Here is a 24,901-nt window from a genome sequence, read left to right on the forward strand (position 1 = left end):
GCGAAATTACGCCTTGCCGTGGAACAGCTCGCGGCCAATCAGCATGCGGCGGAATTCGGTTCGATGTGCCGGCGCCGATGCCTTTGTCGGTGTATGTACCTCAAGCCTTGCCGTGGAACAGCTCGCGGCCGATCAGCATGCGGCGGATCTCGTTGGTGCCGGCGCCGATCTCGTACAGCTTGGCGTCGCGCAGCAGGCGGCCGGCGGGGAACTCGTTGATGTAGCCGTTGCCGCCGAGCGACTGGATCGCCTCCAATGCCACCTTCACCGCGTTGACTGAGGCGTTGAGCAGGCAGGCGGCCGGATCGATGCGCGACTTGACGCCGCTGTCGAACTGCTGCGCCACCATGTAGGCAAACCCGCGCGAGCTCTGCAGCGCGGTGTACATGTCGGCGACCTTCGCCTGCATGATCTCGAAGGTGCCGATCGGCGCGTTGAACTGCTTGCGCTCGCGCACGTAGGGCAGGGTGATGTCGATCGCCGCCTGCATCAGGCCGATCGGGCCGCCGGACAGCACCAGTCGCTCGGTGTCCAGCCCGTTCATCAGCACGCGCACACCTTCGTTGACTTCGCCGACGATGTTCGCGGCGGGGATCTCGCAGTTGTCGAACACCAGCTCGCAGGTGTTCGAGCCGCGCATGCCCAGCTTGTCCAGCTTCTGCGCGGTGGAAAAACCCTTCATGCCCTTCTCGACGATGAAGGCGGTCATGCAGCGGCTGCCGGCGGTGCGCGGCGCGGTGCGCATGTAGACCAGCAGCACGTCGGCATCCGGTCCGTTGGTGATCCACATCTTGTTGCCGTTGGCGACCCACACGTCGCCGCGCAGCTCGGCCTTGCAGCTCATCGAGCCGACCACGTCGGAACCGGCGCCCGGCTCGCTCATCGCCAGAGCGCCGACGTGTTCGCCGCTGCACAGCTTCGGCAGGTACTTCTGTTTCTGCGCTTCGTTGCCGTTGTGGAAGATGTTGTTGACGCACAGGTTGGAATGCGCACCGTAGGACAGGCCGACCGAGCCGGACGCGCGCGAGATCTCCTCCATCGCCACCATGTGCGCCAGGAAGCCCATGCCGCTGCCGCCGTATGCCTCGGCAACCGTCACGCCAAGCAGGCCCATCTCGCCGAACTTGCGCCACAGGTCGGCCGGGAACAGGTTGTCTCGGTCGATCTTGTCCGCGCGCGGGGCGATCTCCTTTTCCGCAAACGCATGCACGGACTCGCGCAGCAGGTCGATGTCTTCTCCGAGCGGAAACGGACGCATGGCGAACTCCTTGGATGCAGGCCGGCGATTTTAGCCTACGTTGCCCGGCAGCGCCGGTGAATCGCAGGTGTCTGGAACGCCCGGCTTTTGCAGCCCGGGCATTGTCCCTCGCTTCTGGCGCGTGCACCGGCGTCGGGTGGCGGCCAGTGTCCGCCCTGCAAAAACGCTACAGCTGCGACTCGATCGGCAGCCAGCTGATCACGCGGGTGACCGCACGCAGCCACCAGCCGGTGTCGGGCTCGTGTTCGAGCACCTGCGGCGGCTGCGTGGTGTGGTCCAGCCACTGCGGCGAGCCGTCCGCGCCGCGGCGGAGCTGGTAGCTCAGCGCCGGCGCGGCCAGTCGCAAGTATTCCTGGCGCAGGTCGCGGGCCAGGCCGGGGTCGTTGAACAACACGCCCATCTCGGTATTGAGGTTGGCCGAGCGCGGGTCGAGGTTGAACGAGCCGACGAAACCGCGCGTGCCGTCGATCACGAACGCCTTGGTGTGCAGGCTGGCGCCACTGCTGCCGAACAGGCCGTGGGTGGTGACCGGGCCGTGGCGGCGGATCTCGAACAGGCTCACGCCGCCATTCAGCAACTGCCTGCGGTAGCGCTCGTAGCCGCTGTGCACGGCGGGCACGTCGTTCGCGGCCAGCGAGTTGGTGACCACGCCGACGCGGGTGCCGCCGCGCACCAGTCCCAGCAGGGTCGCCGTGCCTTTCCTGCCGGGAACGAAGTAGGGCGAGATCAGCAGCACCTCGCCATGCACGCCGCCTAGGTGGGCGGCCAGCCGCGGCTGCAGCCAATCGCTGCGGTCGGCAGACTTCGTCTTCAGTGGCGGGTCGGACGCCACCGTGATGTTCGTGCTCCAGTGCGGCGACAGGTCGTGGTTGACCAGCCGCTGCGCCGAGGGCGAAGCGGCGACCCGGCTCAGGTAGACCTGCGCCTCCGGCCTGCTGGATTCGTGGGTGAACCCGGCCATCAGTTGGTGCAGGCGCTGCGGTGTCTGCGGGTTCAGCGCCTCGATCGGCACGGCGGCGCGGGAGTTCCAGAAATCGTCGAAGATCGCGCTGGCGTCGGCTACCGCCGGGCCGAGCAGCAGCATGTCCAGGTCGCGGAAATTCACGCTGGGGTCGGCGTCGAAATACTCGTTGCCGATGTTGCGGCCGCCGACCAGTGCGACCCGGCCGTCAGCGATCCACGCCTTGTTGTGCATGCGGTGGTTGACGCTGAAGAAGCGCTGCACCATCTCCAGCAATCGCCACACGCCGCTGCGGTTGCGGAACGGGTTGTACAGCCGCACCTCGATGTTCGGGTGTGCGTCCAGCGCCAGCAGCGCCGGGTCCAGTCCCTTGGTGTTGATGTCGTCCAGCAGCAGGCGCACGCGCACGCCGCGCTCGGCCGCGGCGTACACCTCGCGTGCCAGCAGGTGACCGACCAGGTCGTCGTGCCACATGTAGTACTGCAGGTCGAGGCTGCGCCCGGCCAGGCGTGCGGAGGTGGCGCGCGCGGCGAACGCATCCAGGCCTTCGGGCAGCAGGGTGGCCGCCGTCTCGCCCGGGTGCGCGGCCAGGTACGGGGCCAGCTCGCGGTCAATCGGGGTCTGCGCGGGCTGCGGCGGCAATGCGGTGCTGGGTACGCCGGTGGCACGCGGGGTCAGGCGGTCGGCCAGCAGCAGCCCGCTGATCACCAGCAACACCAGCGCGAACAAACCCCAGCCCAGCCAGATCATCATCGTGCGCACCCGTGGCACCTCCGACGCCCGATTATTCGATTACTGCCCCGCATAAGCAAAGGCCTGCCGCGGGTGGCGGCAGGCCTTCGTGTAGCCGGGCAAAAACCGGCATGCCCGTAACGGCGTGGCTTACTGGCCGCGCATGCGACCCTGGAAGCGGGTGCCGCCGTTGCCCATGTGCGACAGCTTCAGCTTGCCGATCGCGTTGATGCGCTCCTCGGCCAGTCGGTCGGCGGCCCGGTAGGTCGGGATGTTCTCGGTCTTCGAGATCTCGAAGATGCGCCCCAGGTTGTAGTAGATCGTGCGCATCATGCGCATCGCGCGCTCGCGGTTGTAGCCGTCGATCTCCAGCGACACGTTCATCACGCCGCCGGCATTGACCGCGTAGTCCGGCGCGTACAACACGCCGCGGCGCTGCAGCTCGTCGCCGATCGCATCGGTGGCCAGCTGGTTGTTGGCCGGGCCGCAGATGATCTTGGCCTTGATGCGGTCGATGGTCTGCTCGTTGACGGTGCCGCCCAGCGCGCACGGCGAGTACACGTCGGCGTCGACGTCGTAGATCTCGTCCAGGCCCACCGCCTCGCAACCCAGCTCGTCCACGCAGCGCTGCACCGCTTCCTTGTTGATGTCGGTGACGAACACCTTGGCGCCCTGTTCGCGCAGCAGCTTGATGAACTCGCCGCCGACGTGGCCGCAACCCTGCACGGCGTAGCTGTACTTGCCCACGTCCTCGTTGCCGTGCTTGAACTGCAGCGCGGCCATCAGGCCCTGCAGCGAGCCGTAGGCGGTGAACGGCGACGGGTCGCCCGAGCCGCCGTGCACCTGGTGCACGCCGGTGACGTATTCGGTTTCGCGGAACACGTATTCCATGTCGTTGACGTCGATGCCGACGTCCTCGGCGGTGATGTAGCGGCCGTTCAACGAATTGACGAAACGGCCGAACGCGCGGAACAGCGCCTCGGACTTGTCCTTGCTCGGGTCGCCGATGATCACCGCCTTGCCGCCGCCCAGGTTCAGGCCAGCCACCGCGTTCTTGAACGTCATGCCGCGCGACAGGCGCAGCACGTCGTTCACCGCCTCCTGCTCGGTCTTGTACGGCCACATGCGCAGACCGCCGAGCGCAGGGCCCAGCACCGTATTGTGGATCGCGATGATGGCCTTCAGGCCGGCGTCCTTGTTGTGACAGAAGACGACTTCTTCGTGACCCGTGTTGGCGATGGTTTCAAAGATCATTGGAACAGTGACTCCATGATTTACGGTGCCGGTGGGCATCTGCAAGAGGGTGGCGGAAGAGATCGCGGGAATCCGCCGGAGGGTGTGAAAACGCCTGAAACTCATCGCCCCGACCGGGGTCGGGGCGATGAATCAAAGTGTCAAGTTTAATACGTCGCTCCCGCAGGTGGTGACGCGACGCAACAAGCCAGCGGCGTACGGAGTGCTCAACGACCCCAGTAACCGGGCCGGAAGCGCCACTGGCGGCCGTGATGCACCCAATGCGCCGGCCGGTAGTGGCGGCCCGGATGCATCCTGACCCAGGAGCCGCCGACCCATACGTGGCGGTGAGCATAACCATCCCAGCGCCAGTAGCCGGGCGCCCACGCATAGCCGCGCCGTGCCGGCGGCAGCCGCTCGAAACGGGGCGGCGGCGGGGCCACGCCGATGTCGATGCCGACCGCCACCTGGGTGCGCGCCGCGGCGGGCGGCGCGTACAGGGCGCCGGCGAATGTCAGGCCGAGTCCGGCCAACAGGGCCAGCTTGAGAGGGGTGCGGGTCATCGTGTTCTCCGTCAGCGCCGCGAACTGCGGCAGGCAGGACGGAAAACGAGGGGGCTGCGCGCGCAGCTGACGGCGTGCCGCCCCTCGTTCAGCGGGCGATTACGTCCGGGCCGGCCTACATCCGGCAGTTCGGCGCGTGGCCGCTGGCGCGCGCCTGCTGGTACACCGGCAGCAGTTGCTGTGCCTGCCGGTCCAGCGCCTGCGCGCGGTTGCCCGACGAGGGGTGGGTGGACAGGAACGCCGGCGGCTTGCTGCCGCCCTGCGCGCCCATCTTGTCCCACAGCGTCACCGCCGCGCGCGGATCGAAACCGGCCTGCGCCATGTAGCGCTGGCCCAGCGTGTCGGCCTCGCTTTCCTGGGTACGCGAGAACGGCAGCAGGATGCCTACCTGTGCACCCACGCCGAGCAGCGCCGCGGCGTTGCCCGCATCGCTGCCGCGCGAACCGGCGTAGATGGTGCCGGCAGCCACCGCGGCCTGGGTCGCCATGTTGTCCGACACCCGCTCCGCGCCGTGGCGCGAGACCACGTGCGACAACTCGTGGCCCAGCACCACCGCCAGCTGGTCCTGGTCGGTGGCGACCTTGAACATGCCCCGGTTCACGCCGATCCGGCCGCCGGGCAGGGCGAACGCGTTGGCCGTGTCGTCGCCGATGATCTGCACCTCCCATTGCTGGGTGTTCCACGGCGGCGGCAGCACCGCGATCAGCGCGTTGGCCACGCAGGTGGCGTAGGCGCGTTCGCGCGGCGCGTCCACGAACTTGCCCTGCTTGCGCATGTCGTTGAACGCGCTCAGGCCCATCTGACTCATCTGGCTGTCCGACACCATCATCAGCTGCGAGCGGCCGGTCGGCGAGGTGACGCAGGCGGCCAGCAGGGCGGTGGCGAGCGGGATGGTCAGGTTGCGGATGTTCATGCGGGATCCTCCTTGGCTTGCAGTGGCAGAGCATACCCGTTGGGTCTGCCGAGACCGCGTGAGCTCGCGCTTGATATAGAACGAACGGTCGTGCTATTTTTGGTACCATGACGATCGCCACTCACCCCGGCAAGCGCGCAGCCACGCGCGACACTATCCTCGACCACGCCTACGCGCTGGCCCGTCGCGACGGGCTGGAAGGCCTGTCGATCGGCGGCCTGGCGAGCGACGTGGGCATGTCCAAGAGCGGCGTGTTCGCCCACTTCGGCTCGCGTGAAGACCTGCAACTGGCCGTGCTCGACACCGGCCGCCAGCGTTTCCTGACCCGGGTGCTGCTGCCCGCGTTGAAGCAGCCGCGCGGCCTGCCGCGGCTGCGCGCGATCGTGGCGAACTGGTTCGAATGGGGCCGCGAGCACCAGAGCGGCTGCGTGCTGCTGTCCGCCGCCAGCGAGTACGACGGCCGCGATGGGGCGCTGCACGACGGCGTGGTGCAGCAGCAGGCCGGCTGGCGCGACGAGTTGCAGAAGGCGATCACGCAGGCGGTCGGGCTGGGCGAACTGCGCGCCGACACCGACGTCGCCCAGCTCTCCTTCGAGATCTATGCGCTGATGCTCGGCCTGCACCACGACGCCGGGCTGTTCGGATTCGACGAAGCTGGCCAGCGCACCCGCGCGGCCTTCGAGCGCCTGTGGCGCAGCTGGCAACCCTGAGACAACACCCATGTCCACCATGATCGACCGACTCAAGCTCACCACCGTACGCACCGGCTTCGTGCTGGGCGGCCGGCTCGCGCCGCAGCGCACGGCAAACCGCGCCGCGCGCCTGTTCGCCACCCCGTTCGCCAGCAGCCGCAGCCGTGCGCAGGCGGCGCAGGGCGACGCTGAGATGCAGTGCGGCGCGTTGCAGGTCGACGGCGAAACCATCGCCACCTACGTCTGGGGCAACCCCGCCACCCAGCCGTATGCGCTGCTGGCGCACGGCTGGTCCAGCTTCGGCCTGCGCTTCCTGCCGTGGGTGGCGCAGCTGCGCGCGCAGGGATTCGCCGTGGTGACGTTCGACCAGCCCGGCCACGGCCACAGCAGCGGCAGGCTGTGCACCCTGCCGGAGTTCATCGCCACGATCCGCGCGGTTGGCGCGCACTACGGCAACGCCGCGCTGGCGATTGGCCATTCGCTCGGCGGCGCCGCGCTCGCCCTTGCGCAGGACGAACACTGGCAGGCCGGACGGCTGATTCTGGTGGCGCCGGCCGCCGACATGAAGGCGGCGGCAGGGCGCTTCTTCCGCTTCGTACACCTGGCCGGCTATCTGCGCGAACCGTTCTACGCATGGCTGCATCGGCGCACCGGCGTGCATATAGACGAGCTGCGGGTGGAACGCCGGCTGCCGGCGCTGGGTCAGCCTGCGCTGATCGTGCACGACCTGGAGGACGCGGACGTGCCATGGGCCGAGGGCGAACGTTACGCCCAGCACTGGCCCGGCGCGCGGCTGTACACCACGCAGGGCTTGGGCCATCGGCGCGTGCTCGATGCGCCCGAGGTGATCGACGCCGCGCTCGCCTTCATGCGCGGCGAGCTGGTAGGCGAGCGCGTGGTCGGTTCGCCAAACCTGCCATACGGCGTGGCCTGAGCCAGGCATACACTTCCGGCCAGTGGGCGCGCTGCCGCACATGCCGATGCGCCCGCCGTCGGCGGGCGCATCGGCGACTCAGCCGTGGTTTAACGGGGAGAGCAGGGTCGGGCCTGCGCCGTCGGTCCGCACGGTATCGTCGGCGAGGGCATCGGCCGTGTTGATGTCGGGCTTGTCGACCCAGGGGGCCGGCACGTAAGGCCCGGGGACGTAGCTCACCCAGGTGCGATCGGGCTTGGGCGCACCCAGCTCGTTCAGGGTGTAGTTGATCGGAACATGCGCCGTCCAGCTGTCCTGCCGTGCCAGCGGGCCCGTCGTGGGGATCGCGTAGTTCCACTGGCGCGCCGCCCTGAGGGCCGATTCGGCCAGGATCTTGCGGTATTGCTCGAGTAGGCTGTCCGGGCCGATGCTGCCGAGGTTGACCTGCTCGGCGACGGCTTCGACCACGTGGCCGCTGCGGTCCACGCGCAGCGCCAGGTACACCGTTCCCTGCACGCGGGCCTGGATCGCGCGCTGGGGATATTGCGGCGGGATTTTCTTGCGGCCTTCGATATCGCGCAGCGAGTCGGTGGAGTCCGTGCTGCTGTCGCCGAACGTGGCGCCCTTGATGCGTGCATTGTAGTTGCCGTCAGGCATTTTCCTGAGCACCACCCGGACATGCATGCTGCTCTTGGCGACCACGGGTTCGCCATGGCGCAGCACAGGTTGGAAGCGCCACTGCAATGCAGCCTTGCGCACCATGTCCGCGACGGGCTGCCCGTACCTGGCCCCGTCGTCGACGACGGCAGTCTGCACCGTGCCGTCCTTGGCCAGCACGATGGTTCCGCTGACGACGGCGGAAGATTCGACGTCCTGACGGGAACTGGCCTGGGCGGCCAGCGTAGCCATGGCAAGGCATGCGGCGAATATGACCTTCTTCATGCGTGCTGTCCTTGAAGTTACGTTGAAGTTGATACGGTTCGGCGCGGCCGGCATGAGTCGATCGAGTCGGCTTCCATCCGTCATGCGTCAGCCCTTGCCCTTTCGACAGCGCGATCCCGGGATCGGTGGCCGTCCATTCCTGTTCGTCATGTGTCCCCTTGCTGGCGCCCAGTATGCGGTCAAACAGTTACCCGCGGAACACGATCCTGCGCAGTGGACTTCGTCCGGGGCTTCGGGGCCATGCCTCCCGGCAAGCGCGTCGCAACAAGCTCTTGATGCCGATTCCCACTAGAATCACGGGGTTCAAGCACCGATGTCCGGAGTTGCCATGAGTTCCCCCGCCAAGCACGTCCCCGCCAGCGCCCCGCAGACGGAAACCACCCCATTGCGCTTCGTCACGGCGGCCAGCCTGTTCGATGGCCACGACGCGGCGATCAACATCATGCGACGGATCATCCAGTCGCAGGGCGCGGAGGTGATCCACCTCGGCCACAACCGCTCGGTCGAGGACGTGGTGCGCGCCGCGCTGCAGGAAGACGCCGACGCGATCGCGCTGTCGTCCTACCAGGGTGGCCACGTCGAGTACTTCAAGTACATGGTCGACATGCTGCGCGAGCGTGGCGCCGGCCACGTGCGCGTGTTCGGCGGTGGCGGCGGCACCATCACGCCGGAGGAGATCCGCGAGCTGCAGGCCTACGGCGTCGAGCGCATCTACCACCCGAACGACGGCATGAAGCTCGGCCTGGTGGAGATGATCGAGGACGTGATGCAGCGCGCCGGCGCGGGCGCCGCGAAGCGCGCCGAATCCGAGACCAGCGCACTGCCCAAGGTCGACATCGACGACGAGATCTCGATCGGCCACATGCTCTCGGCGATCGAGGAAGGCAAGCTCGGCGACAGCGAGCTCGAACACCAGCGCAAGCAGTGGAAGCTGGCCGGCAAGCACACGCCCGTGCTCGGCCTCACCGGTACCGGCGGCGCGGGCAAGTCCAGCGTGGTGGACGAACTGCTGCTGCGCTTCCTGCACGCGTTCCCGCACATGCGCATCGCCGTGCTCGCGGTCGATCCCACCCGCCGTCGTTCCGGTGGCGCGCTGCTGGGCGACCGCATCCGCATGAACTCGCTGCGGTCTCATCGCGTCTACATGCGCTCAATGGCCACCCGCCGCCAGCACGCCGCCACCAGCGTGGTGCTGCACGACTGCATCGATTTCCTGAAGAGCCAGCCGTACGACCTGGTCATCGTCGAGACCGCCGGCATCGGCCAGAGCGATTCGGAGATCGTCGACCTGGTCGACTTCCCGGTCTACGTGATGACCAGCGACTACGGCGCGGCCAGCCAGCTGGAGAAGATCGACATGATCGACTTCGCCGACCTGGTGGTACTGAACAAGTTCGACAAGCGCGGCGCCGAAGACGCGCTGCGCGACGTGCGCAAGCAGTGGAAGCGCAACCACACCGCGTTCAAGGTGGCCGACGAGGACGTGCCGGTCTACCCGACCATCGCCAGCCAGTTCAACGACCCGGGCGTGACCTGGATGTTCGCCAACCTGTGCCGCCTGATGCGCGAAAAGTTGCATCTCGGCGCTGTTGAACACTCCCCTTCCAGGGGAGGGCAGGGTGGGGTAGCCCCAGCCGAAGCCGGATGTAACTGGACCCCGCAGCTCGACACCACGCTGAAGGAACCCCGCGCCACCGTGCTGATCCCCGGCAGCCGCGTGCGCTACCTCGCCGAGATCGCCGAGCAGGGCCGCGCCATCAACAAGGGCATCGAGACCCAGGCCGAATACGCCAGCAAGGCGCAGCACTACTACGAGGCGCTGAAGGAACTGGGCGACGACAAGCTGCCGCGCCCGCTGGAGCTGTACCGCAGCGCCGACCTGCAAATGCCGCCGACCTCCCAGTCCGTCATCCCGGCGCAGGCCGGGATCGCATCACCTGCGAACGACCAGCAAAAGAGCGATTCCGGCCTGCGCCGGAATGACGAGCACGGAATGGACCGCAGCCTCCTGCTCCTGCGCCAGCGCTACAACGCCGCGCTGAAGGAACTCAGCCACGAAGCCATCCACCAGCTGCGCGAATGGCCCGCGCTGTACGCCTCGGTCACCGCCGACGTCAACGAATACAAGGTGCGTGACAAGGTCATCCGCGTCGACAACTACCGCGAATCGCTGAGCCACCAGAAAATTCCGAAAGTTGCTCCGCCGAAGTCGAAGGACTGGGGCGAACTGGTCACCTTCCTCGGCAAGGAAAACCTGCCCGGCCACTACCCGTACACCGGTGGCGTCTACCCGTACCGCCGCAGCGGCGAAGACCCCACCCGCATGTTCGCTGGCGAAGGCACGCCCGAGCGAACCAACCGAAGGTTCCATTACCTGAGCCAGGGCGGCGCCGCCACGCGCCTGTCCACCGCGTTCGACTCGGTCACCCTGTACGGCGAAGACCCCGCGCCGCGCCCGGACATCTACGGCAAGATCGGCAACTCCGGCGTCAACATCGCCACGCTCGACGACATGAAGAAGCTGTACTCCGGCTTCGACTTGAGCGCGCCCAGCACCTCGGTATCGATGACCATCAACGGCCCCGCGCCAATGATCCTGGCGATGTTCATGAACACCGCCATCGACCAGAACGTGGAGAAGTACCTCAAGGCCGACGACGCGCGCTGGGCAGCAGCGGAAAAGAAGATCGCCAAGCTCTACGAAGGCCGCCAGCGCCCGCAATACCTCGGCGACCTGCCCAAGGGCAACGACGGCCTCGGCCTCGGCCTGCTCGGCGTGGCCGGTGACGAACTGGTCGATGCCGAAACCTACGCGCGCATCAAGACCGAAACCCTGACCCAGGTGCGCGGCACCGTGCAGGCCGACATCCTGAAAGAAGACCAGGCGCAGAACACCTGCATCTTCTCCACCGAATTCGCGCTGCGCATGATGGGCGACATCCAGCAGTACTTCGTCGACCACAAGGTGCGCAACTTCTACTCGGTGAGCATCAGCGGTTATCACATCGCCGAAGCCGGCGCCAACCCGATCAGCCAGCTCGCCTTCACCCTCAGCAACGGCTTCACCATCGTCGAGTACTACCTCGCCCGCGGCATGAAGGTGGACGACTTCGCGCCCAACCTCAGCTTCTTCTTCTCCAACGGCATGGACCCGGAATACACCGTGATCGGCCGCGTCGCCCGCCGCATCTGGGCCCGCGCCATGCGCGAGCGCTACGGCGCCAGCCCGCGCAGCCAGATGATGAAGTACCACATCCAGACCTCAGGCCGCTCGCTGCACGCGCAGGAAATCCAGTTCAACGATATCCGCACCACGCTGCAGGCGATGTACGCGCTGTTCGACAACTGCAACTCCCTGCACACCAACGCCTACGACGAAGCGATCACCACGCCCACCGAGGAAAGCGTGCGCCGCGCGGTGGCGATCCAGATGATCATCAACAAGGAGCTCGGCCTCAACTTCAACGAGAATCCGTGGCAGGGCAGCTATGTGGTCGACACCCTGACCGACCTGGTCGAGGAAGCGGTGTACAAGGAGTTCGAGGCGATCAGCGAGCGCGGCGGCGTGCTCGGCGCGATGGACACCATGTACCAGCGCGGCAAGATCCAGGAAGAGTCGATGTATTACGAGCACAAGAAGCATGATGGGTCGCTGCCGTTGATTGGCGTGAATACGTTCCTGCCGAAGGATCATGGCGGGGAGATTGCCACCGAGATCGAGTTGATTCGGTCGACAGAGGAGGAGAAGGGGGCGCAGATTGCGCATGTGAAGATGTATGGTGAGGCGCGGAACGCGCTGGTGCCGGGGAGCTTGCGGACGCTGCAGGACACGGCGCGGGAGCGGGGGAATGTGTTCGAGCGGTTGATGGAGGCAGTGAAGTACAACTCGTTGGGGCAGATTAGCCATGCGTTGTATGAGGTGGGGGGGGAGTATCGGAGGAATATGTAGACATTTGTGTTTGCGGGCTATAGGCCACGCGACAGCTCGGCTTCCCGGTTGACGGACTAATTGTGGGTCACGGCACCTTTGTAGTGCGTAGGGGAATTTGCACAATGCGTCGGAAGAAGCAGTCGTCGGATATAACTAATGCGTTTCAGATCTCGGGCGAACGGATCGCATGAGTGACCGACAACTTGATGACATAGGGCTGGTAAAGGAAATCCACTCGCGAGGTTTTGGATTTGCGCGAAACTTGACTGGGGTTGACGCGGGTGATGTTTTTCTTAATCAAGGTCGAATTCGAGATTTAGGTCTAGGTGGCGGCGATTTTGAGCCAGTACTAATCCGCATGTCTGTGGTTAATCTGGATTCAGGTAAGTTGGCAGCCTCCCGCGTGAAGCTTCTTTCGCTCGACGATGATGGTGTCGATGATCTTTTATGGTCTCACGTAGCGCGCTTGCGTTTGAAAGTGGCGTCGGCTGAAAAATTGAGAAAGTTGCACAAGGGCCTACCAGGAATATTGCCATTCATAATCTTGTTTGCGGACAGTTTGCCGGAGGCCAAAGCCGTTCTTAGAGAAATGGCGCCGGAAATTTCCTTTGATCTTTGGAATCAACCCGCCCTGTTACCCGCCCTCTGGCTCGTGCCACCCGATTTGCGGCGTTTGGTCGTGGCACGACATATAGAACACCGGCCTGTCTCTACCTGGCCCGTGCTTCATAAAGTTCTCAACGATGATGGATGGGGGTGCGACGAAAGTTGGCTCGCGGAACTTTGGGACACTGTGCCGTCATCACGGGAACTCATGTTGGACCTAGTTCGGCAACACTGGTCAAAGGGCTTGTTGGGCCGGTGGGATGTGGTTGAGTGGATAGATCGGGCGATCGCGGTGGGGCAAGAGGCTAGTTTTTTCTGGTCGGAGCTGGCTGCCTACGTACAAAACGGATTCGTGTCCTACAACAATACTTGGCATCACAACAATATTTCGGACGACTGGCCAGCCCTTGCCGCGGCCCCATGGAACGTCATCGAGTTGATCGCCGGTCAGCAATTTCCGCAGCTCGCTGTGTTGATGGCTTCGATAAGGCAGCTAGAGACAGAAAAGGCGGAGAGAGTTGGTTTTAATGCCAAAGAGTTATTAGACGGGTTGGACGAGACGGATCGGGAGTTGGCGGAGAGTTGGGTTCCCGCTGCTGGCCAACGCAATGTGGAAGCGGTCCGAGCACAGATGCAGACGGCCCGTGCCGCAGAAAAGTGCGCGATGCGGTATCTGCAGAATTTGGGACTTGAAGTTGACGATGTCGCGATAACTCAGTTAACAGGTGTTGATGATGCTTGGCGGGTAATGGATCTAAGGGTTGAGCGTTCTCATGGCGTAGATGTGAAGAATTTAAGGCGAATGCTTCATGGTGGAATGCATTCGAGCAAGTGGAAGGCAAAGTATTTCAAAAATGATGCTAAGGGGTCGGATGTGTTGTTGTGTGGTGTAAGCAGCCCATACACAAAGCTGGAAGGTAATGAGCTGTCTTGCAAGGATGATGAGGCAATGGTGGTCCTCGGTGTGACCTCCGCGGGGGAGGCTGAGAAACTGTTTGGTGACTTTAGTCAGGTTTATGCCTTTCATGTAAACCAAGTAAGTAATTTGCTTGAATTGCCGGTGTGGGCTTGGGACTATCCAAGTGCGCACTACCTCGCACGTGATGCTGCAATGGCCGGGCTGCGAGAAGTGGTTTCCGATTTGAGCGGCTCAAATTTGGGAAAAAGATGTTTGGAGGCCATGCCGCCAATATTGTTAAGTATTATGGGTGTACAGCCACTCGTGGGAAAAGAGGTCACTGGGCAGCAGTGTTCGCGATTTTTAGAGTTATTGCGTGGCTTTGCACTCGATCCATCGTCGTCGATCGGACGGTCGAAAGGCGTACCTCGGCTCCCTTGGTTTTACCTTTTTGTATTGCACTTTTGGGCGTATTGGCGTGCTAATAATGAGACTAGTAATATATCGGACATAAGAGGGCTTTTTTCGTGGAAGTTACCTTCAATGAATCAGTGGTCTCCTGTGTCACTCAAGAGGGCGTCAAGTGGTTGGCATAGTCCACTTTTAAGGGAGGAACTCTCCCGCCACTCATTTATGAGTGTGGCTGGAAGCGCGAAGCATGGCGTGCTTGGTGTGCAGATAGGTATCTTGGACGTTTCTGGGTCGTTATCAGTACTGATTGATGCGCTTTCTTCTATCGAAACACATATTTCTAGATCTGAATTTCTTAGGATTTCGGATATTACGGTTTATGGAAATGGAGTGCTTGCGGGTCTTTTTCCTGATGGAATACGACGAACGCTACTGGCGCATTGTGGGGGGCAAGATCAGTTGATGAACAACGCCGACTGCGGTTTTAGGCCTCTTGTATACGGATTGCATAAAACCTGTGCATGCGGGAGATTGATTTGCCCCAAATGCGAGTGCTGCGGTGATGGTCGCTATTCTAATTGTGAGCATCAGTTTGTACGCCAAGAAAAGAGGGCTAAAAGTAAACCTGGCTGGCGCTGAACCCACCAAAAAAGGTGTCAGGGACAATTTCTGACAAACCCCTTGACGGAGACCGATAAGCCATGCAGAGCGTAGCTTCTAATGTAGCGCTTGTTGTCGTCTTGATCTTCGGTCTGCTCCCTGTGGTGCATAGTGCTGCAAAAGGTGTCAGGGACGAATGGCACTTACTTAAGCGTCGTCATCCCCACCCAATCTTCGCCAAGTGACTGATTTGAAAGAGTGGCTGGCGGCCGGGCAAACTGTTGGTCCGACCCAAACAGACGGCCCACAAGGCCGCCAGCCGCTATGCACACTAATTGTCGATCGAGCCGACCGCAACGCTGCCGAATCCGGCAGCGCTCGCAGACGATCCACTCCTACGATTTCTTCAACGCGCTGACCGATCCTGATCTGCTGGATGTCGTCGACCAACAGTTGCCCGCCCATCGTGAACGGCTGTTCCCGCCGACGACCACGTTGTCGCTATTCATGGCGCAGACCTTGAACGCGGACGCGTCGTGCCAGGCGACGATGGATCGCCATGTCGTGGAGCGGATCGCCAACGACCTGCCACCGTGCAGCACGGCCACGGGTGCGTATTGCAAGGCGCGACACCGTTTGCCGTTGGCCATGGTGCGTTCGTTGCTGCAGCACACGGGCGCGTGGCTCATGGGCGAAAGTGCCACCGCGTGGCGATGGCAAGGACGCGCCGTGAAACTGGTGGACGGCACGACCGTCACGATGCCCGATACCGTCGACAACCAGTGGCGTTATCCGCAACCGCACACTCAGAAACCCGGCTTGGGATTCCCTGTCGCTCGGGTGGTCGCGTTGCTGTGCCTGGGCACCGGCGCGGTACTGGATACCGCGCTGGGGCCGCAGGCCGGAAAGGAGGGGAGCGAGCACGCGTTGTTCCACACGTTGCTGCCCAACATCACCGAGGGCGACATCCTGCTTGCCGATCGGTACTACTGCTCCTACGCCATGATTGCCCTGTTGCGGGCGCGCGGTGCCGATGTGGTGTTCCAACAACACCAGCGACGGCACACCGACTTTCGCAAAGGCCAGCAACTCGCCACGCTCGATCACGTGATGGTGTGGAACAAGCCCGCCATGAAGCCGAACTGGCTCAGCCAGGAAGACTTCGATGAGCTACCTGAAACCATGCCGCTTCGCGAAGTCCGCGTCGGTTCCAAAGTGCTGGTCAGCACCTTGCTGTCCCCCGATCAGGTCAGTGCGCAAGGCCTGAAAGCGTTGTATGCCCAGCGCTGGAACATCGAACTGGACTTGCGCAACATCAAGACTACCTTGGGCCTGGATCGACTGGCCTGCAAGACGCCCTCGATGAATGAAAAGCAGTGGTGTGTCGGCCTGCTTGCCTACAACCTTATCCGGTGGTTGATGCTGCGCTCAGCCAAGCTGGCGGACGTCCTGCCGCGCCAACTGAGCTTCAAACACAGCGTGCAACTCTGGCTGGCATGGAGCCAGCGCGGCATGCCTTCGGGCGAAGCACAGATCGAATGCTTGCTGGTTCTCATCGCACAGCGCCGCGTCGGCCGAAGGCCCGGACGCATCGAACCGCGAGCCGTCAAACGAAGACCCAAACCGTTGCCACTCCTCACTCAACCACGTGCCATCGCTCGCGAAAAAATACGGCGATTTGGCCATCCAAAGAGGCTTAAGTAAGTGCCATTCGTGTCAGGGACAATTTCTGACAGCGGTTGGGGGTTTGGGACGTGGGCAAAAGGGGACGGAGGGAATTAAGCCTCGTCCAGCGGGCGGTCTGCGCGTCGCGGCCGACCGCGGTTCCGTACGTGGGCCGGGCGGCCCAGGGCCTTTTCGATCATCGCCTGGAACTTCGCGTCGCCCAGCGCACGCTCTTGTTCGAGGTGCGCGCGGATGCTCGTCAGTTCGTCTTCGCCGACACCCTCACGCAACCAGGCCCGGTAGCACGCCGCGCGCGTCTGAGGATCACGATCCTGCGCCAGGAAGACCGGGTGAGGGTTCACCAACCGGTCCCCTGACAAGTCCAGGTTTGCGTGCACGCTTGACCAGCGGTACTGCTCGGGCAGCGCGACCATGGCCGCGCGTACCGGGTTGAGCTCGATATAGCGGTAGACGGTCATCAGGTAGCGGTCGGTATCGACCAGGCAGGATTTGAAGCGCCCTTGCCAGAGCGTGCCGGATCGCCGATGGCGTTTGTTGAACGCCTGCACGTAGCACTGGCCGACGTTGCGCATCGCGCGCGACACGGCGTCCCTGTCGACAGGCGTCAACAGCAGATGCACATGATTGCCCATGAAGACGTAGGCGTGCACGGCGATATCGTGCTCGGTCATCGTCTCGCACAGAAGCTCGTAGAAGCGGCTGCGATCGAGGTCGTCGACGAAGATCGCGCAGCGATTGACGCCGCGCTGGGTAACGTGAAGGGGAGTGCCTGCAAGCTGGAGGCGCGGGCGACGTGGCATGGCCGCAAGCGTGCTGGCCGGCGACTGCCCGCGCAGCCGGTGGAGTGAGACGGCTGTGGTAGGGTTCCTCCTGAGGGCGCGTCTCTTGATTCCGTCCGTCCCTTTCAAAGCGTCCCGTTTAGGCGGCAGGATTCAAGTGGCCGGTTTTCCGGCCGATAATGCAGGCACGCCCGCGTGCCAGCGGGAGTTCCGTCCGGGAGGTGGTTTCCGTTGAGCATGCCAGTGGTTTCCGAAACCCCATGACGCAAGCGCAAGACCCCGACGAACGTTACGTCCGCATCGCGGTCATGATCATGCTGGTGTTGACGTTGTTCGCCAGCGCCTGCGCCACCCTGATCCATTGGCTTGCGCCCATCCATCGCATGCTGGATCTGGTCATTCCTCCAGCCATCTGCGTCCTCAGTGTCGGTCTGATCACGACCCTGGTGCGACGTCCGGATTGGATGCTCGGCATCGTGCGGATCGACCTGCTGGCCGCGGGCGTCGCCCTCGCGGCGCCGGCGTGGCTCTACACGTTGCAGGCGACCCTGACGCCCGGCGTGCAGTTGATCGACATCCTGCCGCCCGTGTCTTCGTTGTTCGTGGTGTTCCTGATCATGCTGATGATCTTCCTCCCCGGCCGGCTGGCTTTTCTCATGGCAGCCCTGAGCTGGGTGCTGATCGCGCTGCCGGTGCTGGTCTACCTGCTGTTGCATGGGCAGGAAATGTGGTCGCCGCGGGGCCGGGATCTGCTGATGGCGTATGGTCCGGCGAGCATCATGGTCGTCGTCCTGCTGCCTGTGCAGCGGGCGCTGGTCGGCAAGATCAGGCGACTGGCCCTGGAACGGGACCGGATGGAGGTCATGCTTCGCCGGGATCCGCTGACGGGCGTGCAGAGCCGCCTGCTCGGCGAGCAGATGTTGCGTCAGGTGCTGAGCGAACGGATCCCTGCCGGCGTGATCATGCTGGACTTGGACAAGTTCAAGGCGATCAACGACACGCACGGCCATCCGATGGGCGACAAGGTGCTGCAGGCGGTGGCCGACGCTTGCCAGGGGCTGCTGCGCGCGGGCAAAACCATCTCGCGCTGGGGTGGCGAAGAATTCCTGGTGATCGTGCCGAACGTCGATGCGCCCGGCTTGCAGAGGGTGGCCGAACGCCTGCGGTTGGCGATCGCCGACTTGTCCGTCGCGCCTGTCGGGCAGGTAACCGCATCGCTTGGGGCCACGTTGCTCCAGAGCTGGGACAACCAGGAAACCGTGCTGCAACGTGCGGACCAGGCGCTCTACCGCGCCAAGGAGCAGGGCGGAAACCGGGTGGTGGCCGCTCCGGCGCCAATCGCGGCAGGTACGACGCCGCAAAAAACGGGGTCAGGTTCACCTACAACCGTTTGAATTGCTACGCGCGGGAGGAAAAAAGGTGTCAGCGACAATTTCTGACAGCGGTTGGGGGCTTGGGACGAGGCGGTCGCTGGGCCTGTGCTGATGGTTGTTGGCGGGGCGGGGTGGGACGCTGTCGGGCATGGCTCGACTTCCGCGTTTCAACCTTCCCGGCATTCCCCAGCATGTGGTGCAGCGGGGGAACAACCGGCTGCCTTGTTTCCTGGATGACCTGGATCGCCAGCGCTACCTGCAGTGCCTGCATCACGCACTCGAACGTTTCGGGTGCAGGCTGCACACCTATACGTGCTGATGAGCAACCACGTGCACCTGCTGCTGACGCCGGGCGCGTCGGGCGCACTGTCGCGGTTGATGCACACCTTCGCCCGGAACTATGCGGGCTTGTTCAATGGGCGGCACGGTCGCACCGGAACATTGTGGGAAGGGCGCTACAAGGCGAGCCTGGTGGACTCGGGCGGTTACTTCCTCGCTTGCAGCCGCTATATCGAGCTCAATCCGGTGCGCGCGTGGATGGTGCCGCAGCCGGGTGACTGGCCGTGGTCGAGCCATGCTGCCCATGTCGGCGAGCGGGCCGATCCCCTGCTGACCCCGCATGCCGAATACCTGGCGCTGGGCACCGACCCTGCGGCGCGTGCGTCGGGCTACCGGGCCTTGTTCGCGGATGTCTTGCCCGAGGAACTGGTCACGGAGATCCGCTGCCATCTGCAACAGCAGAAGGCGTTGGGATCCGATCGGTTCCGCGCATGGGTCGAGGCCCGGACGGGCCGGTTCGTCGCAGTCCGACCGAGCGGCCGCCCGTCCAAGCCTTCAAATTGTCCCTGACACCTTTTTATTCCCTACAATCCGCCAACCGTGCTACGGGTGCAGCGGCGCTCGACGGCAACCTGGGGAGAACCGCCATGCATCGTGCTGCGACCGCTACCGCCCTCCTGCTCGTCCTCGCAGGCATGCTCGGCCTGGCGCCCGCGCGGCTCCACGCGCAGCCGGCGACGGACACGCCCATCGTCACCGCCGCCAAGGGGGGCGACCGGGCGGAGATGCAGACGATGCAGATCCCCAGCCACGGCAAGCTGATGAATGCGCTGGTCTACGTGGCTGCCGGCGCCGGGCCGCATCCGGCGGTGATCCTGCTGCACGGGTTCCCCGGCAACGAGCGCAACCTCGACCTGGCGCAGGACATGCGCCGTGCGGGCTGGGACGTGCTGTACTTCAACTACCGCGGCTCCTGGGGCACGCCGGGCGTTTTCTCATTCGAGCACGGCATCGAGGACACCGCGGCGGCGCTGGCCTACCTGCGCCAGCCCGGCGTCGCCGGCAAGCTGCGGCTGGACCCGAACCGCATCGTGCTGATCGGCCACAGCATGGGCGGTTTCATGGCGGTGGAAGCAGCGGCCGGCGATCCGGCGATCAAGGCCTTCGCCACGATTTCTGCCGCCGACCTCGGCGGACGCTTGCAATCGCTGCGGGCCACGCAGGGCGAACACCAGGCGATCGCCCGCGCCAGCGAGGGGCTGGCCGACGAAGGCATGGCGCCGCTGGCCGGCTGCACCCCGGATGGCCTCGCCCGCGAGTTGCTGCAGCACGGCGCCGACTGGTCGTTCCAGTCCAGGGTCGACGCCCTGAAGAACCGCAGCGTGCTGGTGGTCACCTCGGACGATGGCCTCGCCGCGGAGAACAACGCCTTCGCCGCTGCCTTGCGCAAGGCGGGCGACACCCGCGTGAGCATCACGCACCTGCCGACCGACCACGCCTATTCCGACCAGCGCCTCGAACTGTCGAAGACGGTGCTGGCGTGGCTGGCGGGGTTGCCGAACTAGGGCTGCCCGGCCACATTGCCCCTGGCACCTTTTTACTCATATCCGCCGCGACCGCCGTCTGGAAGAATGGCGCATCGCCCCGCCGAGGGCTTGCGTGAGCGGGATTCATGATCAAGGAAGGTCGCCTCCGTCGGGTGGGGCTCGTGGTGTTGCTGCTGGCGGTGCTGGCGAGTGCGTGGTGGGCATGGTTCCGGCCCGTGGGGTCGCGCCAGGGACCGGTCCCGGTGCCGCTGCAGGATGGATGGACGGTCTCGTCGCCTGCGGCCGAAGGGTTCGACGCGCGCGCGTTGGAGCAGGCTATCGGGGGCGTGCTGGATAAGCCGCTCGACGTGCATGCGGTACTGGTGGAGCGTCACGGGCGGCTGGTCAGCGAGTCCTACCAAGGCGGCATGGACCGCTCGGTGTATGCGCTGGTCTCGATCAGACACGGCTTCGGACCGCAGCAGCTGCACGACGTGCGGTCAGTGGGGAAGAGCATCACCAGCCTGCTCTATGGCACCGCTCTCAGCGAGGGGCGCGTGCCGGATCCGTCGGCCCGCGTGCTCGCCTCGTACCCCGCCCTGGAACACACCGCCTCGCCCGAAGCGCGTGCCATCCGCATACAGGACCTGCTCGACATGAGCAGCGGTCTCGACTGGCGCGAAGGCGAGCCCGGACACGACGACGAACTGCGCCTGTTCTGGAAGCGGGACGTGCCGGGCTACGTGCTTTCCCGCCGGGTCATCCATGCGCCCGGTACGGCATTCAACTACAACGGTGGCGGCACCGCGGTGCTGTCCGACCTGATCACGCGGGGCGCGGGCATGCCGCTCGATGCGTATGCACGCCAGCGCCTGTTCGCGCCCATGGCGATCACGGACTGGGCCTGGGTCCAGGACCTGCACGGTCGGCCGATGGCCTTCAACGGACTGCGCATGCGCCCACGCGACCTGCTGAAGCTGGGGCAGCTGGTGCTCGCGCATGGGCAATGGGACGGGCGCCAACTCGTGCCCGCGGCATGGATCGATCGTTCGATGCAGCCGCACCTGGCGACGGGTGTGAGCGATTTTCGCTACGGCTCGCAGTGGTGGAGCGGCAGCGTGCGTTGGCACGGGCAGCCGGTCACCTGGCATGCCGCGTTTGGCAATGGCGGGCAACGCCTGTTCGTGCTGCCGGCGCTGGACCTTGCCATCGTCACCACCGCTGGCGCGTACGACCAGCTGACCACCGCCATCGCGGTGAACCGGCTGGTGCAGGGCGTGGTGGACTCGGTGCGGGAGTGAGCCGGGCGCGGCTCGCGCTCCGTTCGCCATGTCCAGGTTCGGGTCGTGTCCGATCGTGCAGCGTGTCGTCTGGGGCGTTTCGATCATGGCCTGGAAAGTGACGTCGTCCGGCGCTTGCTCTTGTTCGAGGTGCATGCGGATGCCCGGCAGTTCGTCCTTGCCCCAAGACAGGGCTAGGTTCACTTCCTGATCACGCAGGACGCACAAAATCGGCGAGGTCACCGAACGGTGCCGGTAAACGACTACGGGGTTCTCATTCGGGGCTGCGCAGAAGTGAGCCCGGCCCCGTTGCTGCGTTCGTCGAAGATGGCTTGTGAACCCCGAGGAAGTCGCATGAACACCGTCGCCGCGCCCGGCCAGCCATCCACGCCCTTCCAGGGCAACGACCGCCTGCTGTTCGGCATCATCATGGGCGTGGTCGCGTTCTGGCTGTTCGCCCAGACCACGCTCAACATCGCACCAGACATGCAGCGCGACCTGGGCATCAATGCGGCCACCATGAACATCGCGGTGGCACTGACCTCGCTGTTCTCGGGCATTTTCATCGTGGTCATGGGCGGGCTGGCCGACCGGGTCGGGCGGTTGTGGATCACCCGCATCGGTTTTTACCTGAGCATCGCCGGCTCGCTGCTGGTGGCGATCACGCCCACCGGCGCGATGGCTGCGCCGGTGCTGCTCGCGGGGCGCGCGCTGCAGGGTTTGTCGGCGGCCTGCGTGATGCCGGCCAGCCTGGCGCTGGTGAAGGCGTACTGGGATGGCGCCGCGCGCCAGCGCGCGGTGTCGCTGTGGTCGATCGGTTCTTGGGGCGGCGGCGGGCTGTGCTCGCTGGTCGGCGGCTTGATGTCGCAAAATTTGGGCTGGCGTTCGATCTTCTGGCTGGCGATCGCGGTCAGCGTGCTCGGCCTGTGGTTGATGCGCGGCACGCCGGAGAATAAGGCCGAGACCCACGGCGACTACAAGTTCGACCTGCCCGGGGTGCTGGCTTTCATGGTGGCGATGCTGGCGCTGCAGGTGCTGGTGACCCAGGGCAACACGCTGGGCTGGAGCAGCCCGGCGGTGCTCGGGCTGATCGCGGCAACGCTGGTCTTCGGCGCGCTGTTCGTGCTGATCGAACGGCGCTCGGCCAATGCGTTTTTCGATTTCCGGTTGTTCGGCAACCCGACCTACACCGGCGCCACGATTTCCAATTTCCTGATCAACGCCACCGCCGGCACGCTGATCGTCTCGCTGCAGCTGGTGCAGCTGGGCGGCGGCATGAACGCGCAGCAGGCGGGCATGCTGACGCTGGGCTACGCGATCGCGATCATCGCCTTCATCCGGGTGGGCGAGAAGTTGTTGCAGCGTTTCGGCCCGCGCAAGCCGATGATCTGGGGTTGCCTGATCACCGGCGTGGCGATCGCGCTGCTGATGCCCACGCAATTGCTGCTCGGGCAGTACGAGGTGCTGGCGGTGATCGGTTACTCGCTGTTCGGCCTGGGCCTGGCGTTCTACGCCACGCCGTCCACCGACGCCGCACTGTCCAACCTGCCGGCGGCGCAGGGCGGTTCGGGCTCGGGTATCTACAAGATGGCCTCGTCGCTGGGCGCCGCCTTCGGCGTGGCGATCTCCGCCGCCGTGTTCACCGCGCTGGCGGGCGACCGCGGCGGCGTGCACTGGCTGGAAGGCGTGATCACCTTTGCCGGCCGCCAGGACAACCTGGCGGTGCGCGAAGCCGCCTTCGTGGCACTGGGTTTCAACGTGCTGATGGTGGTGGCGGCGATCGTCTCGATCGTCTTCACCGTGCCCAGGGGCCGCAAGGCGCATGACTGAGCGCGGGCGGGGCAGCTCGGGTGTGCTTCGCCGATCGGTACAGCCGCGCCGAAACTAAGGGATCAGGTTGTGCGGGCCCTTTTTGGGGAGCTCTTGCCCCCGGCGCGCCCGGTTCAAGCCGTCTTGCCCATCTTGCCCGGCTGCTCCGGCGTATCCGGATGCGGGTCCATCGCGCCTGGTGTGGTGTGCACCCGCGGCACGAAGTTGTCGTCCGGCGTCACTTCGCGTTTGCGGCGCATGAAGCGGTACAGCGCGTAGCCGGCCAGCAGGCTGTCGAGGATCGCGAACCAGCCGAACAGGAATGCCGGCCGCGTCAGGCTCATCAGTGTGCCCGCCAGCAGCGGCCCCACCGCTGAACCGATGCCGTTGACCAGCAGCACCGTGCTCGACCCCGAGAGCAGATCGTCACGGCGCAGGTAGTCGACCAGGTGTGCCACCGCGATCGGGTACAGCGCAAAGCTCATGCCGGCGAAGGCGAACACCAGCAGCATGGCGACCGTCGGTCCGGCCGTTGGCAATGCCAGGTTGACCAGCGCCACCAGCGCCGCGCTGGCGCTGATCAGCGCCAGCGCGAGCCGTCGGTCGATGCGGTCGGACAGGCGCCCCAGCGGCAATTGCAGCGTCACGCCGCCGGCGATGGCCACGCTCATGTAGGTGCCGATTTCGGCGGTGCCCAGGCCGCGGGCGGCCGCGTACAGCGGCAGCAGGCCCCAGAACGCGCCCAGCGCCATGCCCGATATCAATGCGCTGACCAGCGCGGTAGGCACCAGCCGGAACATGTGGCCCACCTGGACCCGCGGCGCCGCGCGCAGGGATGGCTGCGGCTGCGGGGTCACGACCACCGGCAGGCTGGCGAGGCAGAACAGGATCGCCACCACGCAGAACAACACGAAGCCCTCGCCATGGATGCGCAGGAACTGCTGTGCCGCTGCGCTGGCGCCCAGGTTCAGCATCATGTAGACCGCGAACACCGTGCTGCGATGCCTCGGCTCGGCGGCGGTGTTCAGCCAGCTCTCGATGATCGCGTACAGACCGACCAGCAACAGCCCCTGCAGGACCCGCAGCACCAGCCAGGCCCCGTACGCCGGGGTCAGTGCCTGCAGCAGCGCGGTCACCGCCACCAGCGACGTGCAGAAGGCGAAGCTGCGGATGTGGCCGAAGCGGTGCGTAAGCTTCGGCACCGTGTAGGTGCCGACCAGGAAGCCGGTGTAGTAGGCCGAGGTCAGGATGCCGATCATCGCGACGGAGAAGCCCAGCACCGCGCCCTGCAACGCGATATGCGTATGCAGCAGGCCGACTCCCATCAACAGGAACACGGTGCTGGACAACAGCGGTGCAGTGGTGCGGATGCTGCTCAACATGCGAAGGGGGTCCGGAATGACAGGCGCCGCACGGCCGGCGGAGTCGGTGCGGCTTCGGCAGGGTAACCGGATGCCAACGGGTTTGTCGCCGCCGGTTGCGTGATCGCGCGAAACCGGGACGGAAGAAGCCAAAG

Annotated in this window: 18 protein-coding genes; 10 read left to right on the forward strand and 8 right to left on the reverse strand. The window is 64.9% G+C overall.

Features of this window, described 5'->3' with window-relative positions; all coding sequences use genetic code 11:
- Positions 1–100 precede the first annotated feature (100 nt).
- The 5 genes from QQA13_RS05635 to QQA13_RS05655 all read right to left on the reverse strand — a co-directional run bounded on the left by QQA13_RS05635 (position 101) and on the right by QQA13_RS05655 (position 5,660).
- Positions 101–1,258: an isovaleryl-CoA dehydrogenase gene (locus QQA13_RS05635; RefSeq protein ID WP_108471569.1), complete on the reverse strand. Its 1,158-nt coding sequence runs from the start codon at positions 1,256–1,258 to the stop codon at positions 101–103.
- Between the two features lie 166 nt (positions 1,259–1,424).
- Positions 1,425–2,972: a phospholipase D family protein gene (locus QQA13_RS05640; RefSeq protein ID WP_108471647.1), complete on the reverse strand. Its 1,548-nt coding sequence runs from the start codon at positions 2,970–2,972 to the stop codon at positions 1,425–1,427.
- A gap of 129 nt (positions 2,973–3,101) precedes the next feature.
- The gene (locus tag QQA13_RS05645) at positions 3,102–4,205 is read right to left on the reverse strand and encodes a Glu/Leu/Phe/Val dehydrogenase dimerization domain-containing protein (protein WP_108471568.1); all 1,104 of its coding nucleotides are present in this window, start codon (positions 4,203–4,205) and stop codon (positions 3,102–3,104) included.
- Between the two features lie 206 nt (positions 4,206–4,411).
- Positions 4,412–4,747, reverse strand: a complete 336-nt coding sequence (locus QQA13_RS05650) for a YXWGXW repeat-containing protein (protein WP_108471567.1) — start codon at positions 4,745–4,747, stop codon at positions 4,412–4,414.
- Between the two features lie 115 nt (positions 4,748–4,862).
- A complete protein-coding gene (locus QQA13_RS05655; protein WP_108471566.1) occupies positions 4,863–5,660 on the reverse strand; it encodes a M48 family metallopeptidase in 798 nt (265 codons plus the stop codon).
- Positions 5,661–5,767: 107 nt separating this feature from the next.
- Between QQA13_RS05655 and QQA13_RS05660 the strand changes: the two genes are divergently transcribed.
- Together QQA13_RS05660 and QQA13_RS05665 are read left to right on the forward strand one after the other, a co-directional pair.
- Entirely contained in the window at positions 5,768–6,370 is a 603-nt protein-coding gene (locus QQA13_RS05660) for a TetR/AcrR family transcriptional regulator (protein WP_108471565.1), read from the forward strand.
- A 10-nt stretch (positions 6,371–6,380) separates the two neighbouring features.
- Positions 6,381–7,286 (forward strand): alpha/beta fold hydrolase, encoded by a 906-nt coding sequence (locus QQA13_RS05665; protein ID WP_108471564.1) that lies wholly within the window; start codon positions 6,381–6,383, stop codon positions 7,284–7,286.
- 78 nt (positions 7,287–7,364) lie between these two features.
- On the opposite strand, the gene QQA13_RS05670 is transcribed toward QQA13_RS05665, so the two are convergent.
- Positions 7,365–8,207, reverse strand: a complete 843-nt coding sequence (locus QQA13_RS05670; protein WP_108471563.1) for an energy transducer TonB — start codon at positions 8,205–8,207, stop codon at positions 7,365–7,367.
- Between the two features lie 328 nt (positions 8,208–8,535).
- Here QQA13_RS05670 and QQA13_RS05675 point away from each other — a divergent pair, with 328 nt between their 5' ends.
- The 3 genes from QQA13_RS05675 to QQA13_RS05685 all read left to right on the forward strand — a co-directional run bounded on the left by QQA13_RS05675 (position 8,536) and on the right by QQA13_RS05685 (position 16,357).
- On the forward strand, positions 8,536–12,156 hold the full coding sequence (locus QQA13_RS05675) for a methylmalonyl-CoA mutase family protein (RefSeq protein WP_108471562.1): 3,621 nt from the start codon (positions 8,536–8,538) through the stop codon (positions 12,154–12,156).
- A gap of 169 nt (positions 12,157–12,325) precedes the next feature.
- The gene (locus tag QQA13_RS05680) at positions 12,326–14,692 is read left to right on the forward strand and encodes a hypothetical protein (RefSeq protein ID WP_159082181.1); all 2,367 of its coding nucleotides are present in this window, start codon (positions 12,326–12,328) and stop codon (positions 14,690–14,692) included.
- A 285-nt stretch (positions 14,693–14,977) separates the two neighbouring features.
- Positions 14,978–16,357 (forward strand): IS4 family transposase, encoded by a 1,380-nt coding sequence (locus QQA13_RS05685; protein ID WP_108471561.1) that lies wholly within the window; start codon positions 14,978–14,980, stop codon positions 16,355–16,357.
- Between the two features lie 74 nt (positions 16,358–16,431).
- On the opposite strand, the gene QQA13_RS05690 is transcribed toward QQA13_RS05685, so the two are convergent.
- Positions 16,432–17,139, reverse strand: coding sequence for a transposase (locus tag QQA13_RS05690; protein WP_108471560.1), 708 nt, complete (start codon positions 17,137–17,139; stop codon positions 16,432–16,434).
- A 239-nt stretch (positions 17,140–17,378) separates the two neighbouring features.
- On the opposite strand from QQA13_RS05690, the gene QQA13_RS05695 reads away from it, so the two are divergent.
- The 5 genes from QQA13_RS05695 to QQA13_RS05715 all read left to right on the forward strand — a co-directional run bounded on the left by QQA13_RS05695 (position 17,379) and on the right by QQA13_RS05715 (position 23,406).
- The gene (locus QQA13_RS05695; RefSeq protein ID WP_108471559.1) at positions 17,379–18,512 is read left to right on the forward strand and encodes a GGDEF domain-containing protein; all 1,134 of its coding nucleotides are present in this window, start codon (positions 17,379–17,381) and stop codon (positions 18,510–18,512) included.
- 309 nt (positions 18,513–18,821) lie between these two features.
- Positions 18,822–19,340 (forward strand): transposase, encoded by a 519-nt coding sequence (locus tag QQA13_RS05700; RefSeq protein WP_325051453.1) that lies wholly within the window; start codon positions 18,822–18,824, stop codon positions 19,338–19,340.
- A 77-nt stretch (positions 19,341–19,417) separates the two neighbouring features.
- Positions 19,418–20,335 (forward strand): alpha/beta hydrolase family protein, encoded by a 918-nt coding sequence (locus tag QQA13_RS05705; protein WP_108471558.1) that lies wholly within the window; start codon positions 19,418–19,420, stop codon positions 20,333–20,335.
- A 107-nt stretch (positions 20,336–20,442) separates the two neighbouring features.
- Positions 20,443–21,597 (forward strand): serine hydrolase domain-containing protein, encoded by a 1,155-nt coding sequence (locus tag QQA13_RS05710; RefSeq protein WP_108471557.1) that lies wholly within the window; start codon positions 20,443–20,445, stop codon positions 21,595–21,597.
- A 333-nt stretch (positions 21,598–21,930) separates the two neighbouring features.
- Positions 21,931–23,406: an MFS transporter gene (locus QQA13_RS05715; RefSeq protein WP_108471556.1), complete on the forward strand. Its 1,476-nt coding sequence runs from the start codon at positions 21,931–21,933 to the stop codon at positions 23,404–23,406.
- A 113-nt stretch (positions 23,407–23,519) separates the two neighbouring features.
- On the opposite strand, the gene QQA13_RS05720 is transcribed toward QQA13_RS05715, so the two are convergent.
- Positions 23,520–24,767, reverse strand: a complete 1,248-nt coding sequence (locus tag QQA13_RS05720) for an MFS transporter (RefSeq protein WP_108471555.1) — start codon at positions 24,765–24,767, stop codon at positions 23,520–23,522.
- Positions 24,768–24,901 lie beyond the last annotated feature (134 nt).

It is taken from the genome of Rhodanobacter thiooxydans, assembly GCF_030291135.1.
GTDB classification, from domain to species: domain Bacteria; phylum Pseudomonadota; class Gammaproteobacteria; order Xanthomonadales; family Rhodanobacteraceae; genus Rhodanobacter; species Rhodanobacter thiooxydans_A.

Bases quoted from the DNA above. Each gene is read 5' to 3' on its own strand.
- QQA13_RS05635 (WP_108471569.1), bottom strand. From the start codon at position 1,258: ATGCGTCCGTTTCCGCTCGGAGAAGACATCGACCTGCTGCGCGAGTCC.
- QQA13_RS05640 (WP_108471647.1), bottom strand. From the start codon at position 2,972: ATGATGATCTGGCTGGGCTGGGGTTTGTTCGCGCTGGTGTTGCTGGTG.
- QQA13_RS05645 (WP_108471568.1), bottom strand. From the start codon at position 4,205: ATGATCTTTGAAACCATCGCCAACACGGGTCACGAAGAAGTCGTCTTC.
- QQA13_RS05650 (WP_108471567.1), bottom strand. From the start codon at position 4,747: ATGACCCGCACCCCTCTCAAGCTGGCCCTGTTGGCCGGACTCGGCCTG.
- QQA13_RS05655 (WP_108471566.1), bottom strand. From the start codon at position 5,660: ATGAACATCCGCAACCTGACCATCCCGCTCGCCACCGCCCTGCTGGCC.
- QQA13_RS05660 (WP_108471565.1), top strand. From the start codon at position 5,768: ATGACGATCGCCACTCACCCCGGCAAGCGCGCAGCCACGCGCGACACT.
- QQA13_RS05665 (WP_108471564.1), top strand. From the start codon at position 6,381: ATGTCCACCATGATCGACCGACTCAAGCTCACCACCGTACGCACCGGC.
- QQA13_RS05670 (WP_108471563.1), bottom strand. From the start codon at position 8,207: ATGAAGAAGGTCATATTCGCCGCATGCCTTGCCATGGCTACGCTGGCC.
- QQA13_RS05675 (WP_108471562.1), top strand. From the start codon at position 8,536: ATGAGTTCCCCCGCCAAGCACGTCCCCGCCAGCGCCCCGCAGACGGAA.
- QQA13_RS05680 (WP_159082181.1), top strand. From the start codon at position 12,326: ATGAGTGACCGACAACTTGATGACATAGGGCTGGTAAAGGAAATCCAC.
- QQA13_RS05685 (WP_108471561.1), top strand. From the start codon at position 14,978: ATGCACACTAATTGTCGATCGAGCCGACCGCAACGCTGCCGAATCCGG.
- QQA13_RS05690 (WP_108471560.1), bottom strand. From the start codon at position 17,139: ATGCCACGTCGCCCGCGCCTCCAGCTTGCAGGCACTCCCCTTCACGTT.
- QQA13_RS05695 (WP_108471559.1), top strand. From the start codon at position 17,379: ATGACGCAAGCGCAAGACCCCGACGAACGTTACGTCCGCATCGCGGTC.
- QQA13_RS05705 (WP_108471558.1), top strand. From the start codon at position 19,418: ATGCATCGTGCTGCGACCGCTACCGCCCTCCTGCTCGTCCTCGCAGGC.
- QQA13_RS05710 (WP_108471557.1), top strand. From the start codon at position 20,443: ATGATCAAGGAAGGTCGCCTCCGTCGGGTGGGGCTCGTGGTGTTGCTG.
- QQA13_RS05715 (WP_108471556.1), top strand. From the start codon at position 21,931: ATGAACACCGTCGCCGCGCCCGGCCAGCCATCCACGCCCTTCCAGGGC.
- QQA13_RS05720 (WP_108471555.1), bottom strand. From the start codon at position 24,767: ATGTTGAGCAGCATCCGCACCACTGCACCGCTGTTGTCCAGCACCGTG.